28 protein-coding genes are annotated in these 25,548 nt (G+C 69.4%); 14 read left to right on the forward strand and 14 right to left on the reverse strand.

Features of this window, described 5'->3' with window-relative positions:
• Positions 1 to 8: 8 nt before the first annotated feature.
• Genes ACIPYT_RS15490 through ACIPYT_RS15500 form a run of 3 tightly spaced genes read right to left on the reverse strand, consistent with a single transcriptional unit; the run spans position 9 to position 3,629 of the window.
• Positions 9 to 1,808, reverse strand: coding sequence for a thioredoxin domain-containing protein (locus tag ACIPYT_RS15490; RefSeq protein ID WP_401076186.1), 1,800 nt, complete (start codon positions 1,806 to 1,808; stop codon positions 9 to 11).
• Between the two features lie 33 nt (positions 1,809 to 1,841).
• Entirely contained in the window at positions 1,842 to 2,414 is a 573-nt protein-coding gene (msuE, locus tag ACIPYT_RS15495; protein ID WP_401076188.1) for an FMN reductase, read from the reverse strand.
• 54 nt (positions 2,415 to 2,468) lie between these two features.
• Positions 2,469 to 3,629, reverse strand: a complete 1,161-nt coding sequence (locus tag ACIPYT_RS15500; protein ID WP_401076191.1) for a heparan-alpha-glucosaminide N-acetyltransferase domain-containing protein — start codon at positions 3,627 to 3,629, stop codon at positions 2,469 to 2,471.
• 73 nt (positions 3,630 to 3,702) lie between these two features.
• Between ACIPYT_RS15500 and hrpA the strand changes: the two genes are divergently transcribed.
• On the forward strand, positions 3,703 to 7,608 hold the full coding sequence (gene hrpA / locus ACIPYT_RS15505; protein WP_401076193.1) for an ATP-dependent RNA helicase HrpA: 3,906 nt from the start codon (positions 3,703 to 3,705) through the stop codon (positions 7,606 to 7,608).
• Positions 7,609 to 7,727: 119 nt separating this feature from the next.
• Here hrpA and ACIPYT_RS15510 read toward each other — a convergent pair whose 3' ends face one another.
• Positions 7,728 to 8,027 carry a GIY-YIG nuclease family protein gene (locus ACIPYT_RS15510; protein WP_401076196.1) on the reverse strand — a complete coding sequence of 100 codons (300 nt, stop codon included), beginning with the start codon at positions 8,025 to 8,027 and terminating at the stop codon, positions 7,728 to 7,730.
• Positions 8,028 to 8,156: 129 nt separating this feature from the next.
• Here ACIPYT_RS15510 and ACIPYT_RS15515 point away from each other — a divergent pair, with 129 nt between their 5' ends.
• Genes ACIPYT_RS15515 through ACIPYT_RS15535 form a run of 5 tightly spaced genes read left to right on the forward strand, consistent with a single transcriptional unit; the run spans position 8,157 to position 12,686 of the window.
• Positions 8,157 to 9,101: a zinc-binding alcohol dehydrogenase family protein gene (locus tag ACIPYT_RS15515; protein ID WP_401076199.1), complete on the forward strand. Its 945-nt coding sequence runs from the start codon at positions 8,157 to 8,159 to the stop codon at positions 9,099 to 9,101.
• Positions 9,102 to 9,131: 30 nt separating this feature from the next.
• Positions 9,132 to 10,127: a Gfo/Idh/MocA family protein gene (locus tag ACIPYT_RS15520; protein ID WP_401076201.1), complete on the forward strand. Its 996-nt coding sequence runs from the start codon at positions 9,132 to 9,134 to the stop codon at positions 10,125 to 10,127.
• Positions 10,120 to 11,064, forward strand: coding sequence for an NYN domain-containing protein (locus ACIPYT_RS15525; protein WP_401076204.1), 945 nt, complete (start codon positions 10,120 to 10,122; stop codon positions 11,062 to 11,064). The genes ACIPYT_RS15520 and ACIPYT_RS15525 overlap by 8 nt, the downstream gene beginning before the upstream one ends.
• A 6-nt stretch (positions 11,065 to 11,070) precedes the next feature.
• On the forward strand, positions 11,071 to 11,688 hold the full coding sequence (locus ACIPYT_RS15530; RefSeq protein WP_401076206.1) for a DUF4166 domain-containing protein: 618 nt from the start codon (positions 11,071 to 11,073) through the stop codon (positions 11,686 to 11,688).
• Positions 11,685 to 12,686, forward strand: a complete 1,002-nt coding sequence (locus ACIPYT_RS15535) for an epimerase (RefSeq protein WP_401076209.1) — start codon at positions 11,685 to 11,687, stop codon at positions 12,684 to 12,686. Before ACIPYT_RS15530 ends, ACIPYT_RS15535 begins: the two co-directional genes overlap by 4 nt.
• Positions 12,687 to 12,699: 13 nt before the next feature.
• Here ACIPYT_RS15535 and ACIPYT_RS15540 read toward each other — a convergent pair whose 3' ends face one another.
• Genes ACIPYT_RS15540 through ACIPYT_RS15550 form a run of 3 tightly spaced genes read right to left on the reverse strand, consistent with a single transcriptional unit; the run spans position 12,700 to position 14,325 of the window.
• Complete coding sequence (locus ACIPYT_RS15540; RefSeq protein ID WP_401076212.1) at positions 12,700 to 13,101, reverse strand: PLD nuclease N-terminal domain-containing protein; 402 nt, start codon at positions 13,099 to 13,101, stop codon at positions 12,700 to 12,702.
• A 53-nt stretch (positions 13,102 to 13,154) separates the two neighbouring features.
• The gene (locus ACIPYT_RS15545) at positions 13,155 to 14,084 is read right to left on the reverse strand and encodes an aldo/keto reductase family oxidoreductase (protein ID WP_401076214.1); all 930 of its coding nucleotides are present in this window, start codon (positions 14,082 to 14,084) and stop codon (positions 13,155 to 13,157) included.
• 31 nt (positions 14,085 to 14,115) lie between these two features.
• A complete protein-coding gene (locus ACIPYT_RS15550) occupies positions 14,116 to 14,325 on the reverse strand; it encodes a hypothetical protein (RefSeq protein ID WP_401076217.1) in 210 nt (69 codons plus the stop codon).
• Between the two features lie 94 nt (positions 14,326 to 14,419).
• Between ACIPYT_RS15550 and ACIPYT_RS15555 the strand changes: the two genes are divergently transcribed.
• Genes ACIPYT_RS15555 through ACIPYT_RS15565 form a run of 3 tightly spaced genes read left to right on the forward strand, consistent with a single transcriptional unit; the run spans position 14,420 to position 15,910 of the window.
• On the forward strand, positions 14,420 to 14,812 hold the full coding sequence (locus ACIPYT_RS15555) for a helix-turn-helix domain-containing protein (RefSeq protein WP_401076219.1): 393 nt from the start codon (positions 14,420 to 14,422) through the stop codon (positions 14,810 to 14,812).
• 21 nt (positions 14,813 to 14,833) lie between these two features.
• Positions 14,834 to 15,274 carry an ImmA/IrrE family metallo-endopeptidase gene (locus tag ACIPYT_RS15560; protein ID WP_401076222.1) on the forward strand — a complete coding sequence of 147 codons (441 nt, stop codon included), beginning with the start codon at positions 14,834 to 14,836 and terminating at the stop codon, positions 15,272 to 15,274.
• Positions 15,275 to 15,307: 33 nt separating this feature from the next.
• Positions 15,308 to 15,910 (forward strand): GNAT family N-acetyltransferase, encoded by a 603-nt coding sequence (locus ACIPYT_RS15565; RefSeq protein WP_401076225.1) that lies wholly within the window; start codon positions 15,308 to 15,310, stop codon positions 15,908 to 15,910.
• Positions 15,911 to 15,934: 24 nt separating this feature from the next.
• On the opposite strand, the gene ACIPYT_RS15570 is transcribed toward ACIPYT_RS15565, so the two are convergent.
• On the reverse strand, positions 15,935 to 16,138 hold the full coding sequence (locus tag ACIPYT_RS15570; protein ID WP_401076228.1) for a hypothetical protein: 204 nt from the start codon (positions 16,136 to 16,138) through the stop codon (positions 15,935 to 15,937).
• A 135-nt stretch (positions 16,139 to 16,273) separates the two neighbouring features.
• On the opposite strand from ACIPYT_RS15570, the gene ACIPYT_RS15575 reads away from it, so the two are divergent.
• Positions 16,274 to 16,885 (forward strand): flavodoxin family protein, encoded by a 612-nt coding sequence (locus tag ACIPYT_RS15575; RefSeq protein WP_401076230.1) that lies wholly within the window; start codon positions 16,274 to 16,276, stop codon positions 16,883 to 16,885.
• A gap of 26 nt (positions 16,886 to 16,911) precedes the next feature.
• On the opposite strand, the gene ACIPYT_RS15580 is transcribed toward ACIPYT_RS15575, so the two are convergent.
• Positions 16,912 to 17,238, reverse strand: a complete 327-nt coding sequence (locus ACIPYT_RS15580; RefSeq protein WP_401076233.1) for a hypothetical protein — start codon at positions 17,236 to 17,238, stop codon at positions 16,912 to 16,914.
• A gap of 96 nt (positions 17,239 to 17,334) precedes the next feature.
• Between ACIPYT_RS15580 and pgi the strand changes: the two genes are divergently transcribed.
• Positions 17,335 to 19,014 (forward strand): glucose-6-phosphate isomerase, encoded by a 1,680-nt coding sequence (pgi, locus tag ACIPYT_RS15585; RefSeq protein ID WP_401076236.1) that lies wholly within the window; start codon positions 17,335 to 17,337, stop codon positions 19,012 to 19,014.
• Positions 19,015 to 19,024: 10 nt separating this feature from the next.
• Here pgi and ACIPYT_RS15590 read toward each other — a convergent pair whose 3' ends face one another.
• On the reverse strand, positions 19,025 to 19,885 hold the full coding sequence (locus ACIPYT_RS15590) for a helix-turn-helix transcriptional regulator (protein ID WP_401076359.1): 861 nt from the start codon (positions 19,883 to 19,885) through the stop codon (positions 19,025 to 19,027).
• A gap of 134 nt (positions 19,886 to 20,019) precedes the next feature.
• Between ACIPYT_RS15590 and ACIPYT_RS15595 the strand changes: the two genes are divergently transcribed.
• The 3 genes from ACIPYT_RS15595 (at position 20,020) to ACIPYT_RS15605 (ending at position 22,846) form a co-directional block, all read left to right on the forward strand.
• Positions 20,020 to 20,904 carry an aldo/keto reductase gene (locus ACIPYT_RS15595; protein WP_401076239.1) on the forward strand — a complete coding sequence of 295 codons (885 nt, stop codon included), beginning with the start codon at positions 20,020 to 20,022 and terminating at the stop codon, positions 20,902 to 20,904.
• A 117-nt stretch (positions 20,905 to 21,021) separates the two neighbouring features.
• Positions 21,022 to 22,101 carry a Gfo/Idh/MocA family protein gene (locus tag ACIPYT_RS15600; RefSeq protein WP_401076241.1) on the forward strand — a complete coding sequence of 360 codons (1,080 nt, stop codon included), beginning with the start codon at positions 21,022 to 21,024 and terminating at the stop codon, positions 22,099 to 22,101.
• Positions 22,094 to 22,846: a ThuA domain-containing protein gene (locus tag ACIPYT_RS15605; protein ID WP_401076244.1), complete on the forward strand. Its 753-nt coding sequence runs from the start codon at positions 22,094 to 22,096 to the stop codon at positions 22,844 to 22,846. Before ACIPYT_RS15600 ends, ACIPYT_RS15605 begins: the two co-directional genes overlap by 8 nt.
• Before the next feature lie 267 nt (positions 22,847 to 23,113).
• Here the strand turns inward: ACIPYT_RS15605 and ACIPYT_RS15610 are convergent, their stop codons facing one another.
• The 4 genes from ACIPYT_RS15610 to nrdF form a co-directional block, all read right to left on the reverse strand.
• The gene (locus tag ACIPYT_RS15610) at positions 23,114 to 23,299 is read right to left on the reverse strand and encodes a DUF3263 domain-containing protein (protein WP_401076247.1); all 186 of its coding nucleotides are present in this window, start codon (positions 23,297 to 23,299) and stop codon (positions 23,114 to 23,116) included.
• A gap of 48 nt (positions 23,300 to 23,347) precedes the next feature.
• Positions 23,348 to 23,548: a hypothetical protein gene (locus ACIPYT_RS15615; RefSeq protein ID WP_401076249.1), complete on the reverse strand. Its 201-nt coding sequence runs from the start codon at positions 23,546 to 23,548 to the stop codon at positions 23,348 to 23,350.
• Between the two features lie 546 nt (positions 23,549 to 24,094).
• Complete coding sequence (locus tag ACIPYT_RS15620; protein ID WP_401076252.1) at positions 24,095 to 24,496, reverse strand: hypothetical protein; 402 nt, start codon at positions 24,494 to 24,496, stop codon at positions 24,095 to 24,097.
• Positions 24,497 to 24,535: 39 nt separating this feature from the next.
• Positions 24,536 to 25,516 (reverse strand): class 1b ribonucleoside-diphosphate reductase subunit beta, encoded by a 981-nt coding sequence (nrdF, locus tag ACIPYT_RS15625; RefSeq protein WP_401076255.1) that lies wholly within the window; start codon positions 25,514 to 25,516, stop codon positions 24,536 to 24,538.
• Positions 25,517 to 25,548: the final 32 nt, after the last annotated feature.

Genomic DNA, 25,548 nt, shown 5'->3' on the forward strand with positions numbered 1-25,548 from the left:
CGGAGCGATCAGCGGGCGAGGGCGATGTCCTCGGGGTCTGTGACCGGCAGGCGGCACACGAACGACCGGCAGTCGAAGGCCTGCTCTCGTGCGTGCGCCTTGGCCGCGAAGAGCTCGAGACCGGCGTCCTCGAACGCCTGCGCCTGAGCGGGACCCACGACGGCGATCACGTCGGCGTCCGCTCGACGAGCGACCTCGGCCAGTGCTCCGCGCGCATCGTCGGTCACGACGACGATCTGCCGAGGCGGTTCGATGAGCCCTGCCGCCACGCGCAGCAGACTGCCGTGCGCGAAGGGCTGCGCCGTCGCGGAGGTCGCGTGCGCGCGCACCCGCTTCTCGGCCGCGTCGCGGTAACGGTCTCCCGCGCCGAGCCGCCAGGCGGTGAGCGCCGCCGACGCCACGGCGGCATCGCTCGAGGGCAGGTCGCCGTCGGTCTGATCCGGAGCGTGGGCGATGCCCTGCGCCGCGAGCAGCGGATCACCCGTCAGACCGTCGATCGCCTCGTCGAGCAGACCGAGTCCCTGCACGGCCCACTCGGCCACGCCGGTCGCGACGGCGAGCGCGAGCAGCCCGTCGGCGAGCAGCGCGGCATCACCCGTCGTCGCGGCGGCCGCGGCGGCGACGCCGTCGAGCGATGCCCGCACCAGCGCCCCCTCCGCGTCGCGGTTCACGCGCAGCACGCGGCGGGCGGCCTCCGCCGCCGCCTCGATCCAGGCCGGCTCGCCGAGCGCGGCACCGGCGCGGGCGAGAGCGCCGATCGCGAGTCCGTTCCACCCCGTGATGACCTTGCCGTCGACCGCGGGCGGAAGCAGCACGCCTCGCTCGTCGACCGGCCGCAGGTAGTAGCCGCCCTCGCTGCGCGCGCCGTCGATCCACGACTCCGAATCCTGCGCGGCACCGAAGCCGCCGTCGACGCGACGCAGTGTGCGCAGCAGGAACGACGCGATCCCGCGCGCCGTCCCGGCGTCGCCCGCCTCGAGCGCCGAATCCAGCAGCTGGGCGTTGTCGGTCAGCATCCGCTCGTAGTGCGGAACGCTCCAGTCGCGCTGCGTGGCATAGCGGAAGAACCCGCCGTCCTCGTCGTGCAGAGCGGATGCCGTCATCGCGGCGAGCGCACGGTCGGCGGCCGCCGCGGCATCCGGGGCGTCGCGCCGCACGACCGGAGCCTGCAGGAACGACAGCACCGTCGCGACGGGGAACTTCGGTGCACCGCCGAAACCGCCGTGCACGGCATCCTCGCGCTGTGCGATCGCCGAGGCCGCCGCGGCCAGCGCGGCAGCGTCGGGCAGATCGGATGGCGACGTCGCCGCCGCCTGACGGAGTGCCTCGGTCACGGCATCCGCCGACTCCTCGGCCTGCTCGCGCCGCACCGTCCACGCCTCGTGCACGGCGGCGAGGACATCGCGGAAGGCCGGCAGCGGAGGACGCGCCTCCGGAGGCCAGTACGTCCCGGCGTAGAACGTGCGGCCCGCGGGTGTCGCGAACACCGTGAGGGGCCACCCGAGGTTCTGCGTGAACGCCGACGCCGCAGCCATGTACGCGCCGTCGACCTCGGGATGCTCCTCACGGTCGACCTTGACCGCCACGAAGTCCCGGTTCACGAGCGCCGCGGTGTCGGGGTCCGCGAAGGACTCGCGTGCCATCACGTGGCACCAGTGACACGTCGAATACCCGATCGAGATCATCACCGGAACGTCTCGTCGGGCGGCCTCGGCGAAGGCCTCGGGCCCCCACGGATACCAGTCGACCGGGTTGTCGGCGTGTGCGCGGAGGTACGGGCTGAGCGTGTCGGCGAGCCGGTTCGTCATGCCCTCACGCTACGCCCGTGGAGACGACGGCGCTCAGGAGACGAGCAGGGTCTCCGTCGGCCGGCTGGCCGCGTAGCCGACGAGCGGGAGGGCGCGGTCGGCGGCGAGGTCGATGCGCGCGCGCAACACCTCGGACGTGATGGTGTAGCCGTCGAAGTCGGTGTCGCTCGCGTACACGCCCAGCGGGAGCGTGAGCGCCTGGAAGAACGCGAACAGCGGACGCAACTGGTGCTCGATGATGAGCGCGTGCCGCTCTCCCCCGCCGGTCGCGGCGAGCAGAACCGGCTTGCCGACGAGCTCGTACTGGCCGACGAAGTCGAAGAGATGCTTGAACAGGCCCGTGAACGAGGCCCGGTAGACGGGGCTGCCGACGATCAGCAGGTCGGCCGACTCGATCGCGACGAGCTTCTCCTCGACCGCGGGCGGCAGCTGATCGCGACGCAGCGCTCCGGCGAGAGACGGACCGATGTCGGTCAGCTCGATGAGCTCGATCTCGACCTCGGCGCGCTCGTCGACGGCCCCGGCGATCGCCCGCACGAGAGCCGTGGTCTTGCTCGGCTCGTGCAGGGATCCCGAGACGGCGACGACGCGGTAGGTGGCTGTCATGCCGACGACGCTACCCACGGGCATCCGCCCTGTCGCGTGCGATGACACGCGACGTCATCTGACGGCGCGGACGCCCGGCGCACTCGCCATAGCGATCGCGGCGCGGCCGACCAGGCGCTCCAGCGGTCCGCGGCCCACGAACATCGACCACAGCGTCGTGACGAGCAGAAGGCCGAGCACCGTCCACCCCCAGAAGGCGTTGCTCTGGAAGAACCCGCCGGGCCCCCCGATGAGCGCGACCGACAGCACGTGCGCACTGTATGCCGAGAGCGGCATGGAACCCAGCGCACCGAGCGGCAGCAGCGGCCACCGCAGCGGACGGCTGAGCAGCAGACACAGGGCGATGACCGTGAGCGCGAACCCGCCCGATCCGAGGATCTCGGCGGTGCCGCCCGAGTGCGGATCGACCCCGAAGATCGCGAGGAGCACAGCACCGAGCGGATCGGCGTCGGCGAGAGCCTCCGGGTACGAACTCCATCCGCTCGCCGAGCCCGCCCCCATGCCGGCATCCGACGACCCCACCCCCGCGATCGCACCGACCAGGCCGAGGCCGTAGCCGATGACCATCAGCCCGAATCCGACGCCGAGCGCCACGACCGCCGTCTCGATCCGCTCCACCCGCAACCGCCCGAGCGCCATGCCCCCGAACACGAAGGCGAGCCACACGGTGATCGGGTACGAGCCGTACAGCACCAGGCTGATCCCCGCACCGTACGGATACATCGCGAGCACGCCGACGAGCGCGAGGAGCGCGGGACCTGCCAGCGCGAGGATCCCGGATGCGACGAGGAGCGTCCCCGGCCGCCACCGCAGGAACGGGATCACCGCCACGTAGAGCAGCCCGTAGAGCGTGAGGATCACGGCGATCGGGGTGTTCAGCATCTCGAGCGCGAGGCCGATCACGAAGATGACGGCGCCGCGGCCGAGCAGGTGCAGGCGGATGCTCGGCATCCTGGCCGGATCGGGGATCTCGCCGCGTCCCGTCATGAGGGCGATCGAGATGCCCGCGAGCACCGCGAGGAGGATCGACGAGCGTCCATGGACGAGATCGAGCCACGTTCCGGGGTCGAACGGATCGAACGGCGTCGTCTCGCCGATGTGCGCTCCCGCCATCCCGAGGATCGCGAGCCCGCGGGCGACGTCGAGGCCGAGGATGCGGGGCGGCCGCCCGAACGTGCGGAACCAGTGCGCGGGGGCGGCGAGGGCGAGGGTCACCCGACGATAGTAGGCCGCGCGCCGCCGCCCGGGCGTGCCGCGGGACCGGCATACCGTCATACGATGGAGGGCTATGTCCTCTCCCGTGATCTCGTTCCCCCCTGAGCTGCCCGTCAGCGCCGCCAGGGACGAGATCGCCGACGCCATCCGCGATCATCAGGTCGTGATCGTCGCGGGCGCGACCGGGTCGGGCAAGACCACCCAGCTGCCGAAGATCTGCCTCGAGCTGAGCCGCGAGCGCATCGCGCACACGCAGCCGCGGCGCCTCGCCGCGCGCACGATCGCCGAGCGGGTGGCGGAAGAGCTCCAGGTCGAGCTCGGCACGCTCGTGGGCTACAAGGTGCGGTTCACCGACAAGGTCTCGGATGAGACGCGCATCGCGCTCATGACCGACGGCATCCTGCTGAACGAGATCAATCGCGACCGTCTGCTGCGCCGCTACGACACGATCATCATCGACGAGGCGCACGAGCGGTCGCTCAACGTCGACTTCCTGCTCGGCTACCTCGCCCGCATCCTCCCCGAACGCCCCGACCTCAAGGTCGTCATCACCTCGGCGACGATCGACCCCGAGAGCTTCGCGCGTCATTTCGCCGCGGTCGACGGCACCCCGGCGCCGATCATCGAGGTGTCGGGGCGCACGTACCCGGTCGAGATCCGCTACCGCTCGCAGGAGGCGGATGCCGAGGGCGACGATGCCGCGGCGCAGAACGAGGTCGACGAGGTCTCGGCGATCGTGGCCGCGCTGCGCGAACTCGACCGCGAGGCGCCCGGCGACGTGCTCGTGTTCCTGCCCGGTGAGGCGGAGATCCGCGACGCCGCCGACGCCGTGCGCGGGGCCTACGCGCACGACCGTTCGCCCACCGAGGTCCTGCCGCTGTACGGCCGGCTCTCCGCTGCCGAGCAGCACCGCGTGTTCGAACGCAGCCGTGTGGCCGGTGTACGGCGCCGCGTCATCCTCGCCACGAACGTCGCCGAGACCAGCCTCACGGTTCCCGGCATCCGCTACGTCATCGACACCGGCACCGCACGCATCTCCCGCTACAGCGCACGCTCGAAGGTGCAGCGGCTTCCGATCGAGCCGATCTCCCAGGCCTCGGCGAATCAGCGCTCGGGGCGGGCCGGACGCACGAGCGACGGCATCGCCATCCGCCTGTACGGCGAGGAGGACTTCGAGCGCCGCGCCGAGTTCACCGAGCCCGAGATCCTGCGCACATCGCTCGCCTCGGTCATCCTGCAGATGCTGTCGCTGGGGTTCGGCGACATCTCGGCGTTCCCGTTCCTCACGCCCCCGGACTCGCGGGGCGTGAAGGCCGCGTTCGACCTGCTCACCGAACTGGGGGCGATCGACACCTCCCGCGACTCCCCCCGCCTCACCCGCATCGGCCGCGACATCTCCCGCATCCCGATCGACCCGCGATTCGCGCGCATGCTCGTCGAGGCCGGCCGCGCATCGACGGGCTCGGTGGCGCGCGATGTCCTGGCGATCGTCGCCGGACTCTCGATCCAGGACGTGCGGGAGCGCCCGTCGCAGGAGGCGCCGCAGAGCGTTCGCGACGAGGCCGACCGCTTGCACGCGCGCTTCGCCGATCCGACGAGCGACTTCCTCTCGATCCTGAACCTCTGGAACCACCTGCGCGAGAAGCAGCGCGAGCTCGGGTCGAGCGCCTTCCGCCGCCTGTGCCGCTCCGAGCATCTGAACTATGTGCGCGTGCGCGAGTGGTTCGACGTGCACCGCCAGCTGCGGAGCCTGGTCACGGACAAGGACGCCCGCGGCACCAGCGATCCCGACGCCGTCCACCGCGCACTGCTCGCCGGGCTCCTGTCGCAGATCGGCATCCTCGACGAGCGCAACACCGGCAAGGGCCTCGACCCGAAGAAGCGCCGGCAGGCGGAGTATCGCGGTGCCCGAGGCATCCGGTTCTCGATCTTCCCCGGCTCGGCGCTGCGCAAGAAGAGCCCGCGGGCCGTGATGGCCGCCGAGGTCGTCGAGACGTCGCGCACCTACGCCCGCACGGTCGCCGCGATCGACCCGGCGTGGGCCGAGGCCCTCGCCGGCGACCTCGCGAAGAGGCAGGTCACCGAACCGCATTGGTCGAAGGATGCCGGCGCTGCGGTCGCGTACGAGAAGGTCACGCTGTTCGGACTGGAGATCGTCCCGCGGCGCCGGGTGCAGTTCGCCCGCATCGACCGCGCGGCCTCGCGCGAGCTGTTCGTCCGCCACGCACTGGTCGAGGGCGAATGGGATCCGAGCCGCATCGACAAGCGCGTGAGCGCGTTCTGGCGCAGCAACGCCGAACTGCGTCGACGCCTGGAGAAGCTGGAGGAACGCGAGCGCCGCCGCGACATCCTGGCCGGCGACGAGGCCGTCTTCCGCTTCTATGACGAGCGCATCCCCGCCGATGTGTTCGATGTGCGCTCGTTCGAGAAGTGGTGGCGCGACGTGCTCGCCGCGACACCGAAGCTCCTCGTGATGCGTGAGGCCGATCTGATCGACGACGACAGCCGCGCCGACCAGAGCGACTTCCCGACCAGGTGGACCCAGGGCGACCAGGTGCTGGGTCTCGCCTACCGCTTCGAACCCGGCGCGCCCGACGACGGCGTGAGCGTCGTGATCCCGCTGCCGCTGCTCGCCCAGATCGAGGACCGCGGATTCGACTGGCAGGTGCCTGGGCTCCGCGCTGAGCTCGTCACCGGGCTGCTGCGCGCCTTGCCCAAGGCGATCCGTCGGCATGTCGTGCCCGCCGCGGACTGGGCCGACAAGTTCGGCGCCGAGCTCGCCGGAGACGGCCCCGAGGGCCACGGCGGGCTGCCCGGCCGCACGCTGAAGGAGGCGCTCGCGCGCCTGATCCAGCCGCTCGCGAATCAGCTCGTGTCGGCCGACGATTTCGAGGACGAGCGCGTTCCCGGACACCTGCGCATGAACTTCCGTGCGGTCGACGAACGCGGGCGGGTGGTCGGCTCCGGTCGCGACCTCGGATCGCTCCAGGCGGATCTCGCCGACCGCGCCCGCAGCAGCGTGGCGCGGTCGATCGCGGCGCCGCCGCGGCGACCGGGCCCCGGGCGCGGCCCGGCTCCCGCCCCCGCGGTCGCGACCGCGTCGATCGAGCAGGACGGACTCACCGCCTGGACGTTCGGCGATCTCCCCGAGGTGCTGGACACCCGGGTCGCCGGCGGCGTGGTGCGCGGGTACCCGGCGATCGTCGATCAGGGCAAGACGGTCTCGGTGCGGGTCGAGGCGACCGCGGACGCCGCCGCCGTGGCGATGCGCCGCGGCATCCTGCGTCTCGTTCTGCTCGGAGTCCCCTCTCCGTCGTCCTATGTGCAGGAGCATCTCACCAGCGCTGAGAAGCTCGCCCTCGCCGCGTCGCCGTACCCGTCGGCATCCGCGCTGATCGAGGACTGCCGCGCCGCCGTGGTGCAGCGCCTGATCGACCAGACGACGGACGAGGCCGCGGGCATCGTGCGCACCGAGGCGGAGTTCACCCGGGTGCGGGAGCACGTGTCGTCGGCGCTCGTCGACGACCTGTTCGCGTGCGTCTCGCTCGTCGCGCGCATCCTCACGAAGGCGCGTGACGTCGAACGCGGCATCAAGTCGCAGAACTCGCTCGCGCTCCTCGGCCCGCTGAACGACATCCGCACCCAGCTCTCGGGGCTGCTGCACCCCGGATTCGTGTCGGCGACCGGCGTCGAACGCCTCGCGCACCTGCCGCGATACCTCGACGGCATGCTCGACCGCCTGAAGACCCTCGCGAACGAGCCCGGCAAGGACCGCACGCGCATGTCCGAGTTCGAGCGCATGTCGACCCTGTACGCGGATGCCGGGGGCACGATCCCCCTCGACGACGGAGCGTCCCCCGCGCTCGTCGAGACCCGCTGGCTGCTCGAGGAGTACCGCGTGAGCGTGTTCGCGCAACGCCTCGGCACCGCGCAGCCCGTGTCCCCGCAGCGCATCACGAAGGCCCTCGCCGCGAGATGAGTGCGGGAGCTCTCGCTCGTTGAGCGAGCGGACTCCCCGGTCGTTGAGCGAGCGGACTCCCCGGTCGTTGAGCGAGCGGACTCCCCGGTCGTTGAGCGAGCGCAGCGAGACGAAACGCGTCACATCCGCGCTCGACGCCCCTGCCGCTCGCGTGCACTCCAGCCACGTACTGCATCGATCCCACCGTTGACGAACGCCATGCGTTTCGCGTGACTCCATCCTTGGATGCGTTTCTCCCACGCGAACGCGTCGTCGATGCGTGCGAATTCCTCGCTCCAGACGAGCTCGACCGGGAGGCGCCGCCGTGTGTACGCACTGCCGCTGCCGTCGGCGTGCTGCTCGAGACGCCGAGGCAGATCGACCGTGCTGCCGACGTACAACGTGCCGTCGGCGCATCTCAGGATGTACGCAGTCCCCATGCGCGATGACAGTACTCGGGGATGCCGACATCACGTTTCGCGGTACTCGGCGCGTTTCGTCTCGTCGCTGCGCTCCTCGCTCAACGACCAGGAGATGAGTGAGTGCGGGATGCGGGATAGCCTGGCTGCATGGCTCGCGCGATCGTGTACACGGAATTCGGCTCACCTGAGGTTCTCCACCTGATCGAGACCCCCGACCCGGTCGCGACCGCCGGGGAGGCGATCGTCCGCATCGTGGCCGCCGGCGTCAATCCGATCGACGGCAAGCTGCGCAGCGCGAAGCGCCCGTCCCCGCCCATCACCGAGCCGCGTGCGGTCGGCTTCGACGGCGCCGGTGTGATCGAGTCGCTCGGCGACGGGGTCGAGGGCTTCGCGGTCGGCGATCGCGTCGCCATCCGCGACACCGTCGGCACTTACTCGAGCCTGCTCGCCGTGCCGGTCGAACGGCTCGCCGCGCTTCCCGACTCCGTCACCGCCGCGGAGGGCGCGGGCATCGGCATCCCCGCCGGCACCGCGTATCAGGCCCTGAAGTCCCTCGGTGTGACCGAGGGCGACGTGCTGCTCGTGCACGCCGGCTCCGGCTCGGTCGGCCAGGCGGCCGTGCAGTTCGCCGTCGCGTGGGGCGCGACCGTGATCGCGACCGCGAGCCCCGCACGCCACGAGCAGCTGCGCGAACTCGGCGCGATCCCCGTGGCCTACGGCGACGGTCTCATCGACCGCGTGCGCGCTGCCGCACCCCAGGGCGTGACAGTGGCTCTCGACGGCGCCGGCACCGATGAGGCGATCGAGACCTCGCTCGCGCTCGTGGCCGACCGCGACCGCATCGCCACGATCGTCAGAGGCCCGGATGCGGCCGACTTCGGCATCCGCGCCTTCTCGGGCGGCTCGCCGATCCCCCTCACGGAACAGGAGCTGGCGTGGCGCGCCGAAGCCCTCGACGCGACCGTCGCGCTTCTCGCGAGCGGCGACTTCACGATCGAACTCGGACCGGAGCTGCCTCTCGCCGAGGCGGCGCGAGCCCATGAACTCGTGGAGTCCGGCGCCGCCTCGGGCAAGATCGTCCTCGTCCCCTGAGCACGCCTCCGCACCCTCTACGCTGAGATCATGACTGGTCTTCGTTGGGGAATCCTCGCCACCGGCTTCATCGCCGACACCTTCGCCGCCGATCTGCGCACCGCGGGCATCGACCTCGTCGCCGTGGGCTCGCGTTCGCAGGAGTCGGCCGATGCGTTCGCCGCGCGTTTCGACATCCCCCGCGCGCATGCCTCCTACGAGGCGCTCGTCGCCGACCCCGACGTCGACATCGTGTACGTCTCGACCCCGCACCCGATGCACCACGAGAACGCGAAGCTCGCACTCGAGGCCGGCAAGCACGTGCTGGTCGAGAAGGCGTTCACGCTCACCCGCGCCGAGGCGGAAGACCTGCAGCGCATCGCGACCGAACGCGGACTCCTCGCCATGGAGGCGATGTGGACGCGGTATCTGCCGCACATGGTCCGCATCCGCGAGATCATCGCCGCGGGCACGCTCGGCGAGATCCGCGCGGTCACGGCCGACCACACGCAGAAGCTCCCGACCGACCCGAGCCACCGGCTCAACGCCCTCGAGCTCGGCGGCGGCGCGCTGCTCGACCTCGGCATCTACCCGATCTCGTTCATCTGGGACATCCTCGGCGCACCGCAGACCATCACGGCGGTCGCCCGTCTCATCGAGACCGGCGCCGACTCCGAGGTCGCGACCATCATGACGCACGACGGCGGCGCGATCTCGACGAGCCTCTCGTCGTCGCGGGCGGCCGGCCCCGACGTCGCGAGCATCATCGGCACCGAGGCGCGCATCGACATCGATCGCGTCTGGTACACCCCGACGTCGTTCCGCGTCGTGCTGCCCGACGGCACGGTCGCCGAGGAGTACGTGTCCGAGGTCGCGGGCCGCGGCATGGAGTACCAGGCGATGGCCGCGGAGCGGCTGATCCGCGACGGCATCCTGGAGGGCGACATCCTCCCCCTCGCCGAGAGCGTGGCGATCATGGGGACGCTCGACGAGATCCGCGCGCAGATCGGGGTGCGCTACCCGCAGGAAGGGACGATCAATGGCTGAGGTGTCGGACGCCCGCGTGGCGGTGTACCTGGACTTCGATAACATCGTGATCTCCTGGTACGACCGCGTCCACGGGCGCAACGCGTACGGCAAGGACCGTCAGCGCATCACCGAGAACCCCGGCGACCCTGACGTCGCCGAGAGGCTCGCGCGCGCCATGATCGAGGTCGGTGCGATCATCGACTACGCGTCGTCGTTCGGGACGCTCGTGCTCACGCGCGCGTACGCCGACTGGTCGTCGCCCGTGAACGCCGAGTACCGTTCGCAGCTCGTCGCCCGTGCGGTGGACCTCGTGCAGCTCTTCCCCGCAGCCGCCTACGCCAAAAACGGCGCCGACATCCGTCTCGCCGTGGATGCCGTGGAGGACATGTTCCGTCTTCCCGACCTCACCCACGTCGTGATCGTCGCCGGCGACAGCGACTACGTTCCCCTCGCCCAGCGCTGCAAGCGCCTCGGGCGCTACGTGATCGGCGTGGGCGTCGCGGGCTCCACCGCCAAGTCCCTCGCGGCCGCGTGCGACGAGTTCGAGGCCTACGACTCCCTTCCCGGAGTCGTGCGCCCGACCAAGGCCGCTGTCCCCGCCGCCGCCCCCGAGACGGTCCCCGAGGCGACGGTCGAGGCGTCGGCGGAACCCGCCGCGAAGACGAAGTCCCGGCAGGCGACCAGGAGGGCGAAGGCCGCTCCCGCCAAGGTCGAGGAGAAGGACGAGGCGACCGAGCTGCTGCAGCGGGCGCTGCGCCTCGGTCATGACAAGGCGGATGCCGACGAGTGGCTGCACAGTTCCGCGGTCAAGACCCACATGCGCCGCATGGACCCCTCCTTCAGCGAGAAGGCGCTCGGGTACCGCTCGTTCTCGGACTTCCTCAAGTCGCGCGGCGACATCGCCGAGCTCGAGGAGACCGGTCACGAGCGCCTCGTGCGTCTGCGCGAGCCGTAGGATCGCGTGAGCACCTCGGCCTCGCCGTACGAGCGCGCACTCGGCGCACGGATCGGCGAGCTGCATCCGAAGACCGCGTGGTATTTCCAGACGATCCCCGCCGGAAGCGTCGGCGTGGGTCGCGGCGTGTTCACGACCGCCGGGTCACGGCACCGCTGGTTGCGACCGCTGTTCCGCATCGCTGAGGCCGCGGGGGTCGCGTTCGCCGGGTGGGAGCGCGACGTGCCCTTCCGCATCGAGAACCGCACGGTGGGCGGGCGCGCGGTCGCCACCCGCTGGTTCGACCTCCCCGGGCGCACCTGGGTCATGCCCGACGTGGTCGAGCTTACGCGCGACGGCGTGCTGCGCAATGAGATCGGCCCCCGCCGCACGGTCGTCACGACCTTCGACATCGACGTGCACGACGAGGCGGTGGTGCTCACGATCCGCCGTGTCGGACTCCGGTTCGGTCCGATCCGCCTGACGGCACCCGCGTTCCTGCGACCTCGCATCGGACTGGTCGAGCGGTGGGACGACGAGCGCGAGCGGCACCACGTGGCGATGACGATCGACGCACCGCTGCTGGGGCGCGTCTACGAGTACACCGGCTTCTTCGAGTACACGATCGAGAGCGAGCGCTCATGAGCACCTCCCCACTCCCCGACTCCCCCGGCGGAGGTTCCGGTCGCGTCGTGATCGGCGGTTCCAGCGGATTCATGGGGCAGTACCTCGTGCCGCGCTATCGTGCAGCGGGGCGCGAGGTGGTCACGATCTCGCGGTCGGGTGCCGACCTCGCCTGGGGCGATCGAGCAGGGATCGAGCGCGCGGTCGACGGCGCGACTCTCGTGATCGGTCTCGCGGGGAAGAGCGTCAACTGCCGGTACTCGCCGGAGAACCGCGCCGAGATCTTCCGTTCGCGGCTCGAGACCACCGCCGCACTGCGCACGGCGATCGCCCGCGCCGACGCTCCTCCCGCGCTGTGGGTCAACTCGTCGACGGCCACGATCTACCGGCACGCGGAGGATCGACCCATGACCGAGTCGACGGGCGAGATCGGCCGCGGATTCTCGGTCGACGTCGCCACCGCGTGGGAGAACGCGCTCTTCACCGACGACCTGCCGGCCACGCGACGCATCGCCCTGCGCAGCGCGATCGTGCTCGGCCACGGCGGCGTGCTGGGTCCGCTGCGCGCGCTCGCCCGCATCGGCCTCGGCGGGGCCGCGCACGACGGCCGGTGGCCGATCGGTCGAGCACGCCGGGCCGCGGGCACCGGGCACGAGTTCGCTGCCCGTCGCGGCAGTCAGCGCTTCAGCTGGGTGCACATCGACGACGTCGCCCGCATCATCGACTTCCTGGAGGGGACCCCCGGGATCGACGGCCCCGTGAACGCCGCTGCACCGCATCCGGTCGACAACACCGAGTTCATGGCGACCGTGCGCCGAGTGCTCGGCGTGCGCATCGGTCCGCCCCTGCCGCGATGGATGCTGGAGCTCGGCGCCATCGGCATCCGCACCGAGACCGAGCTGGTGCTCAAGAGCCGGTGGGTGCTGCCCGAGAGGCTCGCCGCGGCCGGTTTCGCGTTCTCGTACCCGACCCTGGAGGAGGCCGTGCGCGAGTCGTTCGATCGGCAGGTCGCGAGCTAGCGCTCCCCGGCCGTCAGGACGCAGGACTCCCGGGATCGGACGGGGAGTCCCCGCTCTCGCGTCGGCGCTTCTCGATCTCGGCGCGGAGACGCCACTCCTCGATCTCGCGATCGAGGTCGGCGATCTGCTCCTCGGTCGAGCGGAGGTCGGCGGGCCGCACAGGATGCACGTCACGCGGGGGCGACTGCGGCGCAGCGGCGCGCATGCGGCGCATGCGCGGGATCCGCAGCCCCGACTCGGAGTACTCCCGACCGATCGCGAACCAGAGCAGGCTGCCGATCAGCGGCAACAGGATCACGATGACGATCCACGCGAGCTTCGGCAGGAACCGCACCTGCGCATCGTCGCGGCGGATGATGTCGATCAGCGCGCCGACCATCAGGGCGATCACGAGGAGCGTGAACAGGAACGACATGTGTTCAGGGTAGACGACGCCACGCCCGCCCACGCCCTCGTCTTCGCCCTGCGCTAGGGAACGAGGTGCCCCGCGGCGCGGAACAACTCGTACCACTCGGCGCGCGTGAGGTCGATGTCGGCTCCGGCCGCGGCATCCCGCACGCGCTCCGGCGTCGTGGTGCCCAGCACGACCTGCATGTGCGCGGGGTGCCGTGTGATCCACGCGGTCGCGATCGCGATCGGCTCGACGCCGTAGGAGGCTGCGAGCCGATCGATCACCGCGTTGAGCTCGGCGTACTCGGGGTTGCCGAGGAACACGCCGGTGAAGAAGCCGCCCTGGAACGGCGACCAGGCCTGCACCGTGATGCCGTTGATGCGGCAGTACTCGACGATGCCGCCGCCGTCGCGGACGATGCTCTGGTCTTCGGCGACCATGTTCGCCGCGACCGGCTGCGCGATGATCGGCGCGTGGGTGATCGACAGCTGCAGCTGGTTCGCGACGAGCGGCTGACGCACCGCCGTGCGCAGCAGGTCGATCTGCCGGGGCGTGTGGTTCGACACCCCGAACGCCCTGACCTTGCCCGATGCCTCGAGCTCGTCGAACGCGCGGGCGACCTCTTCCGGCTCGACCAGGGCGTCGGGCCGGTGCAGGAGCAGCACATCGATGCGATCGGTGCGCAGGGCGGCCAGCGACCCCTCGACCTGACGCATGATGTGGTCGTAGGAGAAGTCGAACATGCCCTGCGCGGGCACGATGCCGCACTTGGTCTGCAGCACGATCTCGTCGCGCTCGGACGGGGCGAGGTCGAGCGCCGCGGCGAAGCGGTCCTCGCAGAAGTGCATGCTCCCGCCGTAGATGTCGGCGTGGTCGAAGAAGTCGATGCCGGCGGTGCGGGCGGCCTCATAGAGCTCGCGGATCTGCGCGTCGTCCTTGTCGTCGATGCGCATCATCCCGGCGACGACGGCGGGGGCGGTGGAGGATCCGAACGGAATGGTCTTCATGCGCTCCACGCTATCGCGCACGATGCGGAGGTCAGGGCAGGAGCCGGACGATCGGCACCTCCAGGGCACGCGCGATGCGGGCGAGTTCGGAGACCGTCAGGTCGCGCTGGCTCCGGAGCACCCGCTCGAGGTCGCCTGCTTCGATTCCGGCATGCGTCGAGAGCCATCGAGCCTCGTGGCCCTGTCGTTCGAGCTCCGAAGCGACCGCACCTGCCACCACACGTCGCACTTCAGTAGTCATTCGACGACGGTAACGCCCCGTTCGAGCCCGTTCAAGCCCTGCATGCACCAATATGACGGCATCCTGGCTCTGATCCGGTGCTATCGTGACTCGCGTGACGACACAGGGCGATGTGCGAGCGGACGGCGACGAGTTCAATGCGGCAGTCGGGCGCCAGCTCCGCGGCGAGATCGCCGCGGCCGGCAGCAGCATCGCCGGAATGGCACGGGACATCGGCATCGCTCGCAGCGCGCTCGACAACTACGTCACCGGAAAGCGCGCGATCCCGGTCCCGATCGTCTACGCGGTCAGCGCCGTGCTCGGCATCGCACCGCACCACGTGATCACGCGCGCGGAAGAGCGCCTGCGCGCCGAGGGCGAGCACCTCGCACCCGTGACACCGCTTACGCTCCGCGCCGATGTCCCCACCCGACGCCATGATGGATCCGAGGTCGCCTTCGACTCGCCCGTCCCGCACGACGACGACACCGACGACCTCTACCCCTAGACCGTCGCCTCGGGAGGCCCCATGGACCAGCTCCTCCGGCTCCTCGACGAGCACGGCCTCCGCCTCATCGAACAGCCGGGGCCGTCCCGCGGCGGCTACCGTCCCGCGAGCGCCACGATCCGCGTCTCCCCCGGCATGAGCGCGCGTACGACCTGCAGCGTCATCGCACACGAGCTCGGTCACGCCGTGCTCGGCCACGAGCCGACAGACGACCCCGCGATCCGCGCACGCCAGGAGCGCCGGGCCGATGAATGGGCCGCCCGGCTCCTGATCGCCCCGCACGCCTACGCCGAAGCCGAGGCGATGCGCTCAGGGCACCCTGCGAGCATCGCATTCGACCTCGGGGTGGCCGTCGATCTCGTGCTCGCCTATCAGCGACTCCTGCGCCGGGTGGGCGACGTGACCTACGTCGCTCCGCGGTTGGGCACCGGGCAATGGGCGCATCGCGCCGTGTCGGCGTGAGGTGCGACGCGGGGGCGCTGGTTGGATGACGGTATGACCTTCCGCTCCACCCCCGCGCCCGTCACCCTCACCGGTCGCCTCGTCGAGCTGCGACCGCTCGATCGCGCGCACCACGACGGGCTTCTCGAGGCCCTCACGGAGGGAGACCTGTGGCAGCGGGCGTGGTACACGTCCGTGCCGTCGCCCGAGGGGCTGGCAGGCGAGATCGACCGCCGCCTCCGGCTTCTCGAGTCGGGCGAGATGATCCCCTTCACGGCGTTCGACGCCTCCGGGCGCACGCTCGGTCTCACCTCGTTCTACGACATCGCCGCCGACGTGCCGCGTCTGCACATCGGCTACACGTGGAACCGTCCGTCGGCGCACGGCACCGGCACCAACGCCGAGTCCAAGCTCCTCCTGCTGCGGCATGCGTTCGAGGAGCTCGATGTCTTCCGCGTCGGGCTCACGACGCAGTGGGTCAACTTCCAGTCGCGGGCGGCGATCGAACGCCTCGGGGCGAAGCAGGACGGCGTGATGCGCGCGATGAGCCGTTACCGCAACGGCGCGCTGCGCGACAGCGTCGAGTACTCGATCATCGAGCCCGAATGGCCCGCCGTGGAGGCGAACCTCGAAGCGCGCCTCGCCGCCAGGAGCTGAGGGTCGCGGGGGCGCGAGCGGCCGTTACTCGGTCGCGTTGCCCGACCAGTTGTTCGAACGGCGGGTGGCGGAGCCGCCCTGACGCATCATGAACGCGAGCGACAGCATCGTGATGAGCAGACCGCCGGTGAACACGATCGCCTGGAAGTCCTCGAGCGACTGAGCGAGACCCATCAGGTAGATGCCTCCGAGGAAGAGGATCATGAAGAAGATGAAGCTGAGGATCACGGGATCTCCTGTCGTAGCGGCCGTCATCCAGGATACCGTCGCCCGCGCCCTGCTTCCGCCGCGTGCCGCTAGCGCAGCCGCGCGATCGGCGGAAGGCCCTTGGACGGGCGCTCACCTCGTGGTTTCGTGACGGCCATGAGCGCACAACCGACAGCCCTCGCCATCTCCTGCACCCTCAAGCCCTCCCCCGACGTGTCGAGTTCCGACCTGCTCGCGTCGCAGATCCTCACGGCCCTCTCCGGCCACGGCGTGAGCGGCGAGCTCGTCCGCGCCGTCGATCACACGCTGAGCCCGGGGGTCGAGGCCGACATGGGCGACGACGACGAGTGGCCCGTACTGCGTCGCAAGGTCCTCGACGCCGACATCCTCGTGCTCGTCACCCCGACGTGGATGGGCCAGCACTCCAGCGTCGCGCAGCGGGTGCTCGAGCGCCTCGACGCTGAACTCGCGGAGACGGATGACGATGGTCGCCCGATCCTCTTCGACAAGGTCGCGATCGCCGCGGTGGTGGGCAACGAAGACGGGGCCCACCACATCGCCGGCATCCTCTTCCAGTCGCTCAACGACGTCGGCTACACGATCGCCGCACAGGGATCGGTGTACTGGAACGGCGAGGCCATGCACACGGTCGACTACAAAGACCTCGACGAGACGCCGGAGGAGGTCGCCTCGGCGACGGCGACGGCCGCGCGCAACGCGGCTCACCTCGCACGGGCGCTGCGCGGTGAGGGCTTCCCGGCGGAATAGCGCGGAGAGCGGGAGTGAGCCCGGAATCAGGCCCTGTCGAGACCGGTCGGCTCGAGACGCGCGAGCTCGTCGATCACGAGCTCGCCGGTCGCGTTCAGAGAGTGCATCATGTCCTCCACCGTCTTCTTCTCGATGTGCTGAGGCTCGGACGACGAGAACAGGAACTGCAGCGGGATCGCCGGGTGCACCCACACCGTGACGCGCTCGGGGTCGCCGCCCTCGATCGTGCGCCACGTCATCATGAAGCTCTCCTGCCGGCGCAGCTTCGTCCCGATGATCACCTTGAGCACGGCCAGGGTCTCGTCGTCGATGTGGATCGGCTCGGAGGTGCCGTCGTAACGCAGTCTTCCCATAGGGGACAAGGTACCCCGAACACCGGTATTCCGCTTGCAGGCGTGCCCGCCGTCACGCTGCGCCCCGGGAGCCCGCTCCGGGAGTAGCGTGGAGCCATGACCGCCCCTGTCGATCCGACGCACACGTCCGCCTGGTCCGAGCTCACGGCTCTCCACGAGGGGCTCTCCCCCGATCTTCGCGACTGGTTCGCGAAAGACCCCGGCCGTGCGGCGCGGTTCTCCTTCCCGCTCGCCGACCTGCACGTGGATCTGTCGAAGAACCTCGTGACCGACGAGGTGCTCGCGTCTCTCGTGCGGCTCGCGCAGCAGACCGGCGTCGCCGAGCGCTACGCCGCGATGCTCGAGGGCGCGCACCTGAACACCACGGAAGACCGCGCGGTGCTGCACACCGCGCTGCGCCGCCCGGCCGACTCCGCACCGGCTCTCGTCGTCGACGGACAGGAGGTGGATGCCGACGTGCAGTCGGTGCTCGACGCGCTGTCCGCCTTCGCGGACCGCGTGCGCGGGGGCGACTGGCTCGGAGTCACCGGCAAGAAGGTCACGCACGTCGTGAACATCGGCATCGGCGGTTCAGACCTCGGCCCCGTCATGGTCTACGAGGCACTGAGACCGTATGCGGATGCCGGCATCGAGGCCCGCTTCGTGTCGAACATCGACCCGACCGACCTGGCGCAGAAGACGGGAGACCTCGACCCCGAGACGACGCTGTTCATCGTGGCGTCGAAGACGTTCACGACGCTCGAGACGCTCACGAACGCGCGCCTCGCGCGCGACTGGCTGTGGGCGGGGCTCGAGGCGTCCGGTGCGATCGACGGCTCGGACGCCTCGCGGACGGATGCCGTGGCTCACCACTTCGTCGCGGTCTCCACCGCGCTCGACAAGGTCGCTGCGTTCGGCATCGACCCGGTCAACGCCTTCGGTTTCTGGGACTGGGTGGGCGGCCGCTACTCGGTCGACTCCGCGATCGGCCTGTCGCTCGCGATCGCCCTCGGCCCCGAGGTGTTCCGCGACCTGCTCGCCGGGTTCCACGCGGTCGACGAGCACGTGCGCACGACGCCGCTCGAGCGCAACGTCCCCGTGCTGATGGGCCTGCTCAACGTCTGGTACGTCAACTTCTTCGGAGCGCAGTCGCACGCCGTGCTCCCCTATGCGCAGCAGTTGAGCCGTTTCCCGGCGTATCTGCAGCAGCTCACGATGGAGTCCAACGGCAAGTCCGTGCGCTGGGACGGCACTCCTGTCACGACCGACACGGGCGAGGTCTTCTGGGGCGAGCCCGGCACGAACGGCCAGCACGCGTTCTACCAGCTCATCCACCAGGGCACCCGGCTCATCCCCGCCGACTTCGTCGCGTTCGTCAACCCGGCCTACCCCCTCACCGACGACGGTCAGGACGTGCACGAGCTGTTCCTCGCGAACTTCCTCGCGCAGACCAAGGCGCTCGCCTTCGGCAAGACCGCCGGCGAAGTCGAGGCCGAGGGCACGACGGGCGCACTCGTCGCTGCTCGTACGTTCGCCGGCAACCGGCCGACGACGTCGATCTTCGCCCCCGCGCTCACCCCGCAGGTTCTCGGACAGCTGATCGCGCTGTACGAGCACATCACGTTCACGCAGGGCACGATCTGGGGCATCAACTCCTTCGACCAGTGGGGCGTCGAGCTCGGCAAGCAGCTCGCGATGCAGATCGCCCCGGCGATCGGCGGCGACGAGGATGCCGTCGAGGCGCAGGACCCGTCGACGAAGGCGCTGCTGGAGTACTACGCCGCGCACCGGAAGTAGGACGTGCGGGCTAGCGGGTCACTCGAGTCTCGTCCGTCGCGGCCAGGCTCGCGAGGAGGGCGAGCGCGTCAGCCGAGGACGTGCCCGGCTCGGCCGTGTAGGTCGACAGCGTGAGCCCTGGATCGGCGGGGAGCTCGAACGCCTCGTAGGTCAGTTCGAGGTCGCCCACGACCGGATGGTGCAGCTTCTTGACCCCTGAGCGGTGGTAGCGCACGTTGTGCGCAGCCCACAGCGTGCGGAAGCGTTCGGATCGGGTGGAGAGTTCTCCCGCGAGATCCGACAGCCGCTTGTCGTAGGGATTGCGCCCAGCCTCCCCGCGCATCGTCGCGACGAGCTCCTGCGTGTTCTTCTCCCACTCGAGGTAGAAGTCGGGGGCGGCAGGGTTCAGGAACGCGAAGCGGGCGCTGTTGGGCGCGGGCTCGGCGAACATCGGCGCGTAGAGGGCGCGGCCCAGGCGGTTCGAGGCGACGTAGTCGAAGTAGTTGTTGCGGATCATCGCGGGCGCGTCCGTGATCGCTTCGAGGAGACGCTGGATGCTGGGACGGATCTCGTCGGCGCGCTTGCGCGGACGCCGGGCCGTGGGCGACGCGTTCGCGGTGCGGGCGAGATCGAACAGGTGGGCGGTCTCGGCGTCGTCGAGGTGCAGGGCGCGCGCCAGCGAATCGAGGACGCCGTCCGAGGCGCCGGACAGGTCGCCGCGCTCCAGGCGCGTGTAGTAGTCGACGCTCACGCCGGCCATCAGGGCGACCTCCTCACGTCGCAGACCGGGCACGCGCCGGTTGCCGCCGTAAGCGGGCAGCCCCGCCTGGTCCGGCGTGATGCGGTCGCGACGGCTCGAGAGGAACTCGCGGACCTCGCTGCGGTGACCCATGGCATCCATGGTCTCGAGGGTACGCGCGCCGTGCGCGCTCAGGGAGGTTCTGGCAGTACCGGGCACACGGGCCACTCCCGTTCGGCGCATGGAGCGGCTTCACTGGAGATGTCACGAACCGACAGGAGCATCCCATGATCGATCTCACCCTCAATAACGGCGTCACGATGCCCACCCTGGGACTCGGTGTCTATCAGAGCGCACCGGAGGACACCGCGGCCGCCGTCGCGGAAGCTCTGCGCGTCGGTTATCGGCACATCGACACGGCCGCCGCGTATCGCAACGAGCGCGAGGTCGGCGAGGGACTGCGACGGTCCGGCGTCGATCGCGACGAGGTGTTCCTCGAGACCAAGGTGTGGGTGTCGGACTACGGCTACGACCAGACCCTGCACGCGTTCGAGAAGGCGACCGGCAAGCTCGGCGTCGGGACCCTCGATCTCCTCATCCTCCACCAGCCCGCGCCGACCCGTTTCGACACGACCGTGGCCGCATACCGTGCGCTGGAGACGCTGCTCGCCGATGGCCGCGTCCGCGCGATCGGCGTGAGCAACTTCATGCCGCACCACCTCGAGAAGCTGCTGCAGGAGACGGCGGTGGTGCCGGCCGTCAACCAGGTCGAGCTGCACCCGTACTTCGCGCAGCGCGACGTGCAGCGTGCCGACGCGGATCACGGCATCCTCACGCAGGCCTGGTCGCCCATCGGCGGCATCACGTTCTACCCCGGCTGGGGCGACGAGCGCCGCAACGTCATGGAGGACCCGACGATCGTCGACATCGCTCGGACGCACGGCAAGAGCCCGGCGCAGATCATGCTCCGCTGGGGCATCCAGCAAGGGCGGTCGGTGATCCCGAAGTCCACGAACCCCGCCCGCATCGCCGAGAACCTGGACGTGTTCGACATCGAGCTCAGCGCCGACGACCTCGCGCGGATCGACGCGCTCGACACCGGCGTGCGTGGCGGCCCCGACCCCGACCAGCCGCGAGATGCGTTCTTCGACGTCGTGATCGACGAGGCGTGACGCGCCCGCTCCGAACGCGAGACCTCCGACTCGCACTCCTAGACTGGAGCGATCCGTGCGTGGGCGACTCCTGCGAGCGGTGAGCGGTTGACGAGATGAAGGAGGACAACGGTGTCGGTGAGGTTGATCCATGTCGGACTCGGCGGTTGGGGCGGAAACTGGGCGCGGAATGTGGTGCCGAACGAGGAGTTGATCTCCGTCGCGGCACTCGTCGAGCCCGACGAGAAGACGCGCAACGCTGCCCTCGCCGACCTGGGCCTGCCCGACACTCTCGGCTTCGCGTCGCTCGCGGCCGCGCTGAATGAGGTCGAGGCGGATGCCGTCCTCCTGACGACACCGGCCGTCACCCATGCCCCGCTGGCTCGCGAGGCCCTGAGTGCCGGAAAGCACGTGCTCGTCGAGAAGCCGTTCGCTGCCACGGCCGAGGAGGCAGCGGCCCTCGTCGCGACCGCCGACGACGCCGGGCTGCTGATCCACGTGAGCCAGAACTACCGCTACTACCCCGCCCCTCAGGCGGCGCGCGACCTGCTCTCGCGCAAGGCCGTCGGCGAGGTCGTCGCGATCAACATCGACTTCCGCCAGTGGGACAACGACCTGCCCGTGGGCACGCATCCGCACTACCGGTTCCCCCATCCACTGCTGCACGACATGGCGATCCATCATTTCGACCTGATCCGGATGGTGACGGGCGAAGAGGCGCGCGCCGTGTTCGCGAAGTCGTCTGCACCGTCGTTCAGCAAGTACGACGACGAGGCCGCCGCCGCCGTGATCATCGAGCTCGACAGCGGCGCCACCGTGTCGTACCGCGGCAGCTGGGTCAGCCGCGGCGAGCCCACCGCGTGGGCGGGCGAATGGCAGATAGACGGCTCCGATGGAGAGGTCTTCTTCACCAGCCGGCTCGGGCCGATCGAGGACGGCGCAGGAGACGTCGTCGAGGTGCGCGACGCCGCGAACCCGGAGCGTCGCGCGCTTCCGCTCACCGTGAGCGGACTCGTCGACCGCGCAGGGAGCCTCCACGCATTCGCCCATGACATCCTCACGGGCGAGTCGACCGGGCACCACGGTCGCGACAACGTCGGCAGCATCGCGCTCATGGAGGCGGCCACGCGATCCGCCGAGACGGGTCTGTTCGAGGCCGTCACGGTGCCCGTGCGATTCGAAGACCTCGACGACCGAAAGGAGCAGGCGCATGTCTGACGCCCCGATCAGGGTTCTCGTCTGGAACGAGAACCTGCACGAGACCACCGGCCACGAGGCCACGCTCCGCAACTACCCCGACGGCATCCACTCGACCATCGCCGAGGGACTCCGTGGGGTGCTCGGCGATCGCGTCGTCGTGACGACCGCGACGCTGCAGGACGACCAGCACGGCCTGTCGGAGGAAACCCTGGCGCAGACCGATGTGCTGCTCTGGTGGGGCCACATCGGCCATGATCAGGTGTCCGACGAGGTCGTCGACCGGGTGCACCGTCACGTGCTCGAGGGCATGGGCATCCTGGTCCTCCACTCCGCCCACTACTCGCGCATCTTCCAGCGCCTCATGGGCACGTCGTGCGCGCTGAAGTGGCGCAGCGACGGTGAGCGAGAGCTCGTCTGGACCATCTCGCCGCGTCACCCCATCGCCCAGGGCGTGCCCCACCCGATCGTGATCCCCGCGCAGGAGATGTACGGCGAGCACTTCGACATCCCCGAGCCCGAGGAGACGATCTTCCTCTCGACGTTCGCCGGCGGTGAGGTCTTCCGCTCGGGAGTCACCTACACCCGCGGGTACGGCCGCGTGTTCTACTTCTCCCCCGGCGACCAGGACTTCCCCGTCTACCACCACCCAGACGTGCGCCGCGTGCTCGCGAACGGTGTGGAGTGGGCACGGCCCACCGTGGATCGCACGGCGTCGACCGCGGACTACCACGCGACCGGCTGGTTCCAGGAGAGCCAAGGCTGAGACCCGGGCGGGATGACGAGAGGGGCGGATGCTGCAGCATCCGCCCCTCTCGTGTGTCGTGCGAGTGACTCAGAAGTCCCAGTCGTCGTCTTCCGTGGCCTCGGCCTTGCCGATGACGTAGGACGAGCCCGATCCCGAGAAGAAGTCGTGGCTCGTCTCGCACGCCTGTCGCTGCTTCATGCCCTTGATATTAAGCGGCGGAAGCGGAGTAAAGCGATGGTGCGGATTGGTACCCGTGTGGGCAAAGTGTGGGCACGCGGCGGAGTGTCACGCAGCCCTGCCGGCACGACGTGCGAGGGCGGCCGCGCGAGCAGCGCCGACGTCGCGCACTTGGCGAGCAATGAGGGGGTCCGCGGCGATCCCCTCGATCGAGTCCGCCGCACGGACCAGCAGCTGGTAGTAGCGGACCGGCGTAAGTCCCAAACTTGCGGCGGACGGTTTCGCCCTTCGCATGTGAGTGCCCCGGCTACTTCGACTCGAACGAGAGCAGCTGCTCCACCCTCACCAGAACGAACTCCATCCACTTCCGTACGCGTCCCGTAGAGCGACGTACCGTGCGCCGGTGAGCTGTTCCGTCACCCCGAGCGCATCGGCGATCTGCCGCCCGGAATAGAGCCTCGCCCCGCGCGTCCCGTTGTGCTCGTCCTCAGCATGATCCATGCCCAGATTCGTTGCCCGCATAATGAGGTCGTCAGTCGTCATGGTTCGAGATACTCTCACCCACCTACGACATCGCGCGTTTCGCGCGTCTGACCCGCGACGTCGACTCGAACCTCTCGGCCGGAGGGAGGATCCCGGCCATGGCTCGCATCTCGCGTGACGCACTGCTGACCGTGCACCTCGACGCGATCTGCTCGAGGAACCGGTACACGAAAGACCCGACCACCGGTCGCCGCCGAACTCATCGCCACAGCGGGCCCCGCACAAGGACCTCCTGGCGGAGTCGGTCGGCACGTGAAAGCCGTGCAACGCATGCTCGGCCATGCATCTGCGGCGATGACGCTCGACGTCTACGCCGATCTGTTCGACGACGACCTCAAGGCCGCCGCCCAGGCTATGAGCGCAGCACGCTCCGCTGCCGTGTCGTGATGACACGCCTCCTGAACAGGGATGTTTGCGAGCCCGGGCATACGTGGAGGATGATCAGTGTTGTTCTCGCTGTGATCGACCGCAAGGAATCTGACCGCTAACGACAAAGACCCCCGACCGTAGTCGGGGGTCTGTGCCTCTTGAAGATGGCTCACCGGATCAGGCTGCTGCAACAGCCTCGACCAGATAGCGGTACGCGCATTCTCCCTTGCGGTCGATGCACGGCGGGAACGTAGCTCCGCGCTCGTGGCGCGTGACCATCCCGTACTGATCGGCCCAGTTGCCGTCGAACGGCACGCGCTGGCCCGTCTTCCAGGCCCCATCGGGCCCCTGCGGCATATGCGTAGTCATACTCTTCACCTCCTTCCCATCTGAGTGCACGCCTGATGCGGCGCGACGACGAGGAAGGGTCCCCACAGATGCGTGGGGACCCTTCAGGTGGGTTGCCAGGGAGCGCGACGTTCCCATCGCGCTAACTGCGTGTCGATGAAGCGTGGGCAAAACGTGGGCACGCAGCGATCGTGCCTCACCGCGCACGATCGACGTCTCGTCGATACTCATCTCCACCTCCTGACAAAAATCATCGTTCATCCGCGCGACTCAGAAGTCCCAGTCGTCGTCTTCCGTGGCCTCGGCCTTGCCGATGACATAGGACGAGCCCGAACCGCTGAAGAAGTCGTGGTTCTCGTCGGCGTTCGGCGAGAGAGCCGACAGAATCGCGGGGTTCACGTTCGTGACGGTCGAGGGGAACATCGCCTCGTAGCCCAGGTTCATGAGGGCCTTGTTGGCGTTGTAGTGCAGGAACTTCTTGACGTCCTCGGTCAGGCCGACGCCGTCGTAGAGGTCCTGCGTGTATTGCACCTCGTTGTCGTAGAGCTCGAACAGCAGGTTGAAGGTGTAGTCCTTCAGCTCCTGACGGCGCTCCTCGGTCTCGTTCTCGAGACCCTTCTGGAACTTGTAGCCGATGTAGTACCCGTGCACGGCCTCGTCACGGATGATGAGGCGAATGAGGTCGGCCGTGTTCGTGAGCTTCGCCTTCGACGACCAGTAGATCGGCAGGTAGAAGCCCGAGTAGAACAGGAACGACTCGAGCAGCGTCGAGGCGATCTTGCGCTTCAGCGGGTCGTCGCCCTGGTAGTAGTCCATGATGATCTGCGCCTTCTTCTGAAGGTTCGGATTCTCGGTGGACCAGCGGAACGCCTCGTCGATCTCCTTGGTCGACGCGAGCGTCGAGAAGATCGAGGAGTAGCTCTTCGCGTGCACCGACTCCATGAACGCGATGTTCGTGTAGACGGCCTCCTCGTGCGGGGTGATCGCATCGGGGATGAGGGAGACCGCGCCGACCGTGCCCTGGATCGTGTCGAGCAGCGTCAGACCCGTGAACACACGCATCGTGAGCAGCTGCTCCTCGGCGGTGAGCGTGTTCCACGACTGGATGTCGTTCGACAGCGGCACCTTCTCGGGCAGCCAGAAGTTGTTCACCAGACGGTTCCAGACCTCGAGGTCCTTGTCGTCGATGATGCGGTTCCAGTTGATCGCCTGCACGCTGTCGACCAGCTTGATCGATTGGTTGGGAGTCATGATTCTTCGTTTCTCGGGTTCAGCGACGGATC

It is taken from the genome of Microbacterium sp. NPDC089695, from assembly GCF_044749085.1.
Taxonomy (GTDB): Bacteria; Actinomycetota; Actinomycetes; order Actinomycetales; family Microbacteriaceae; genus Microbacterium.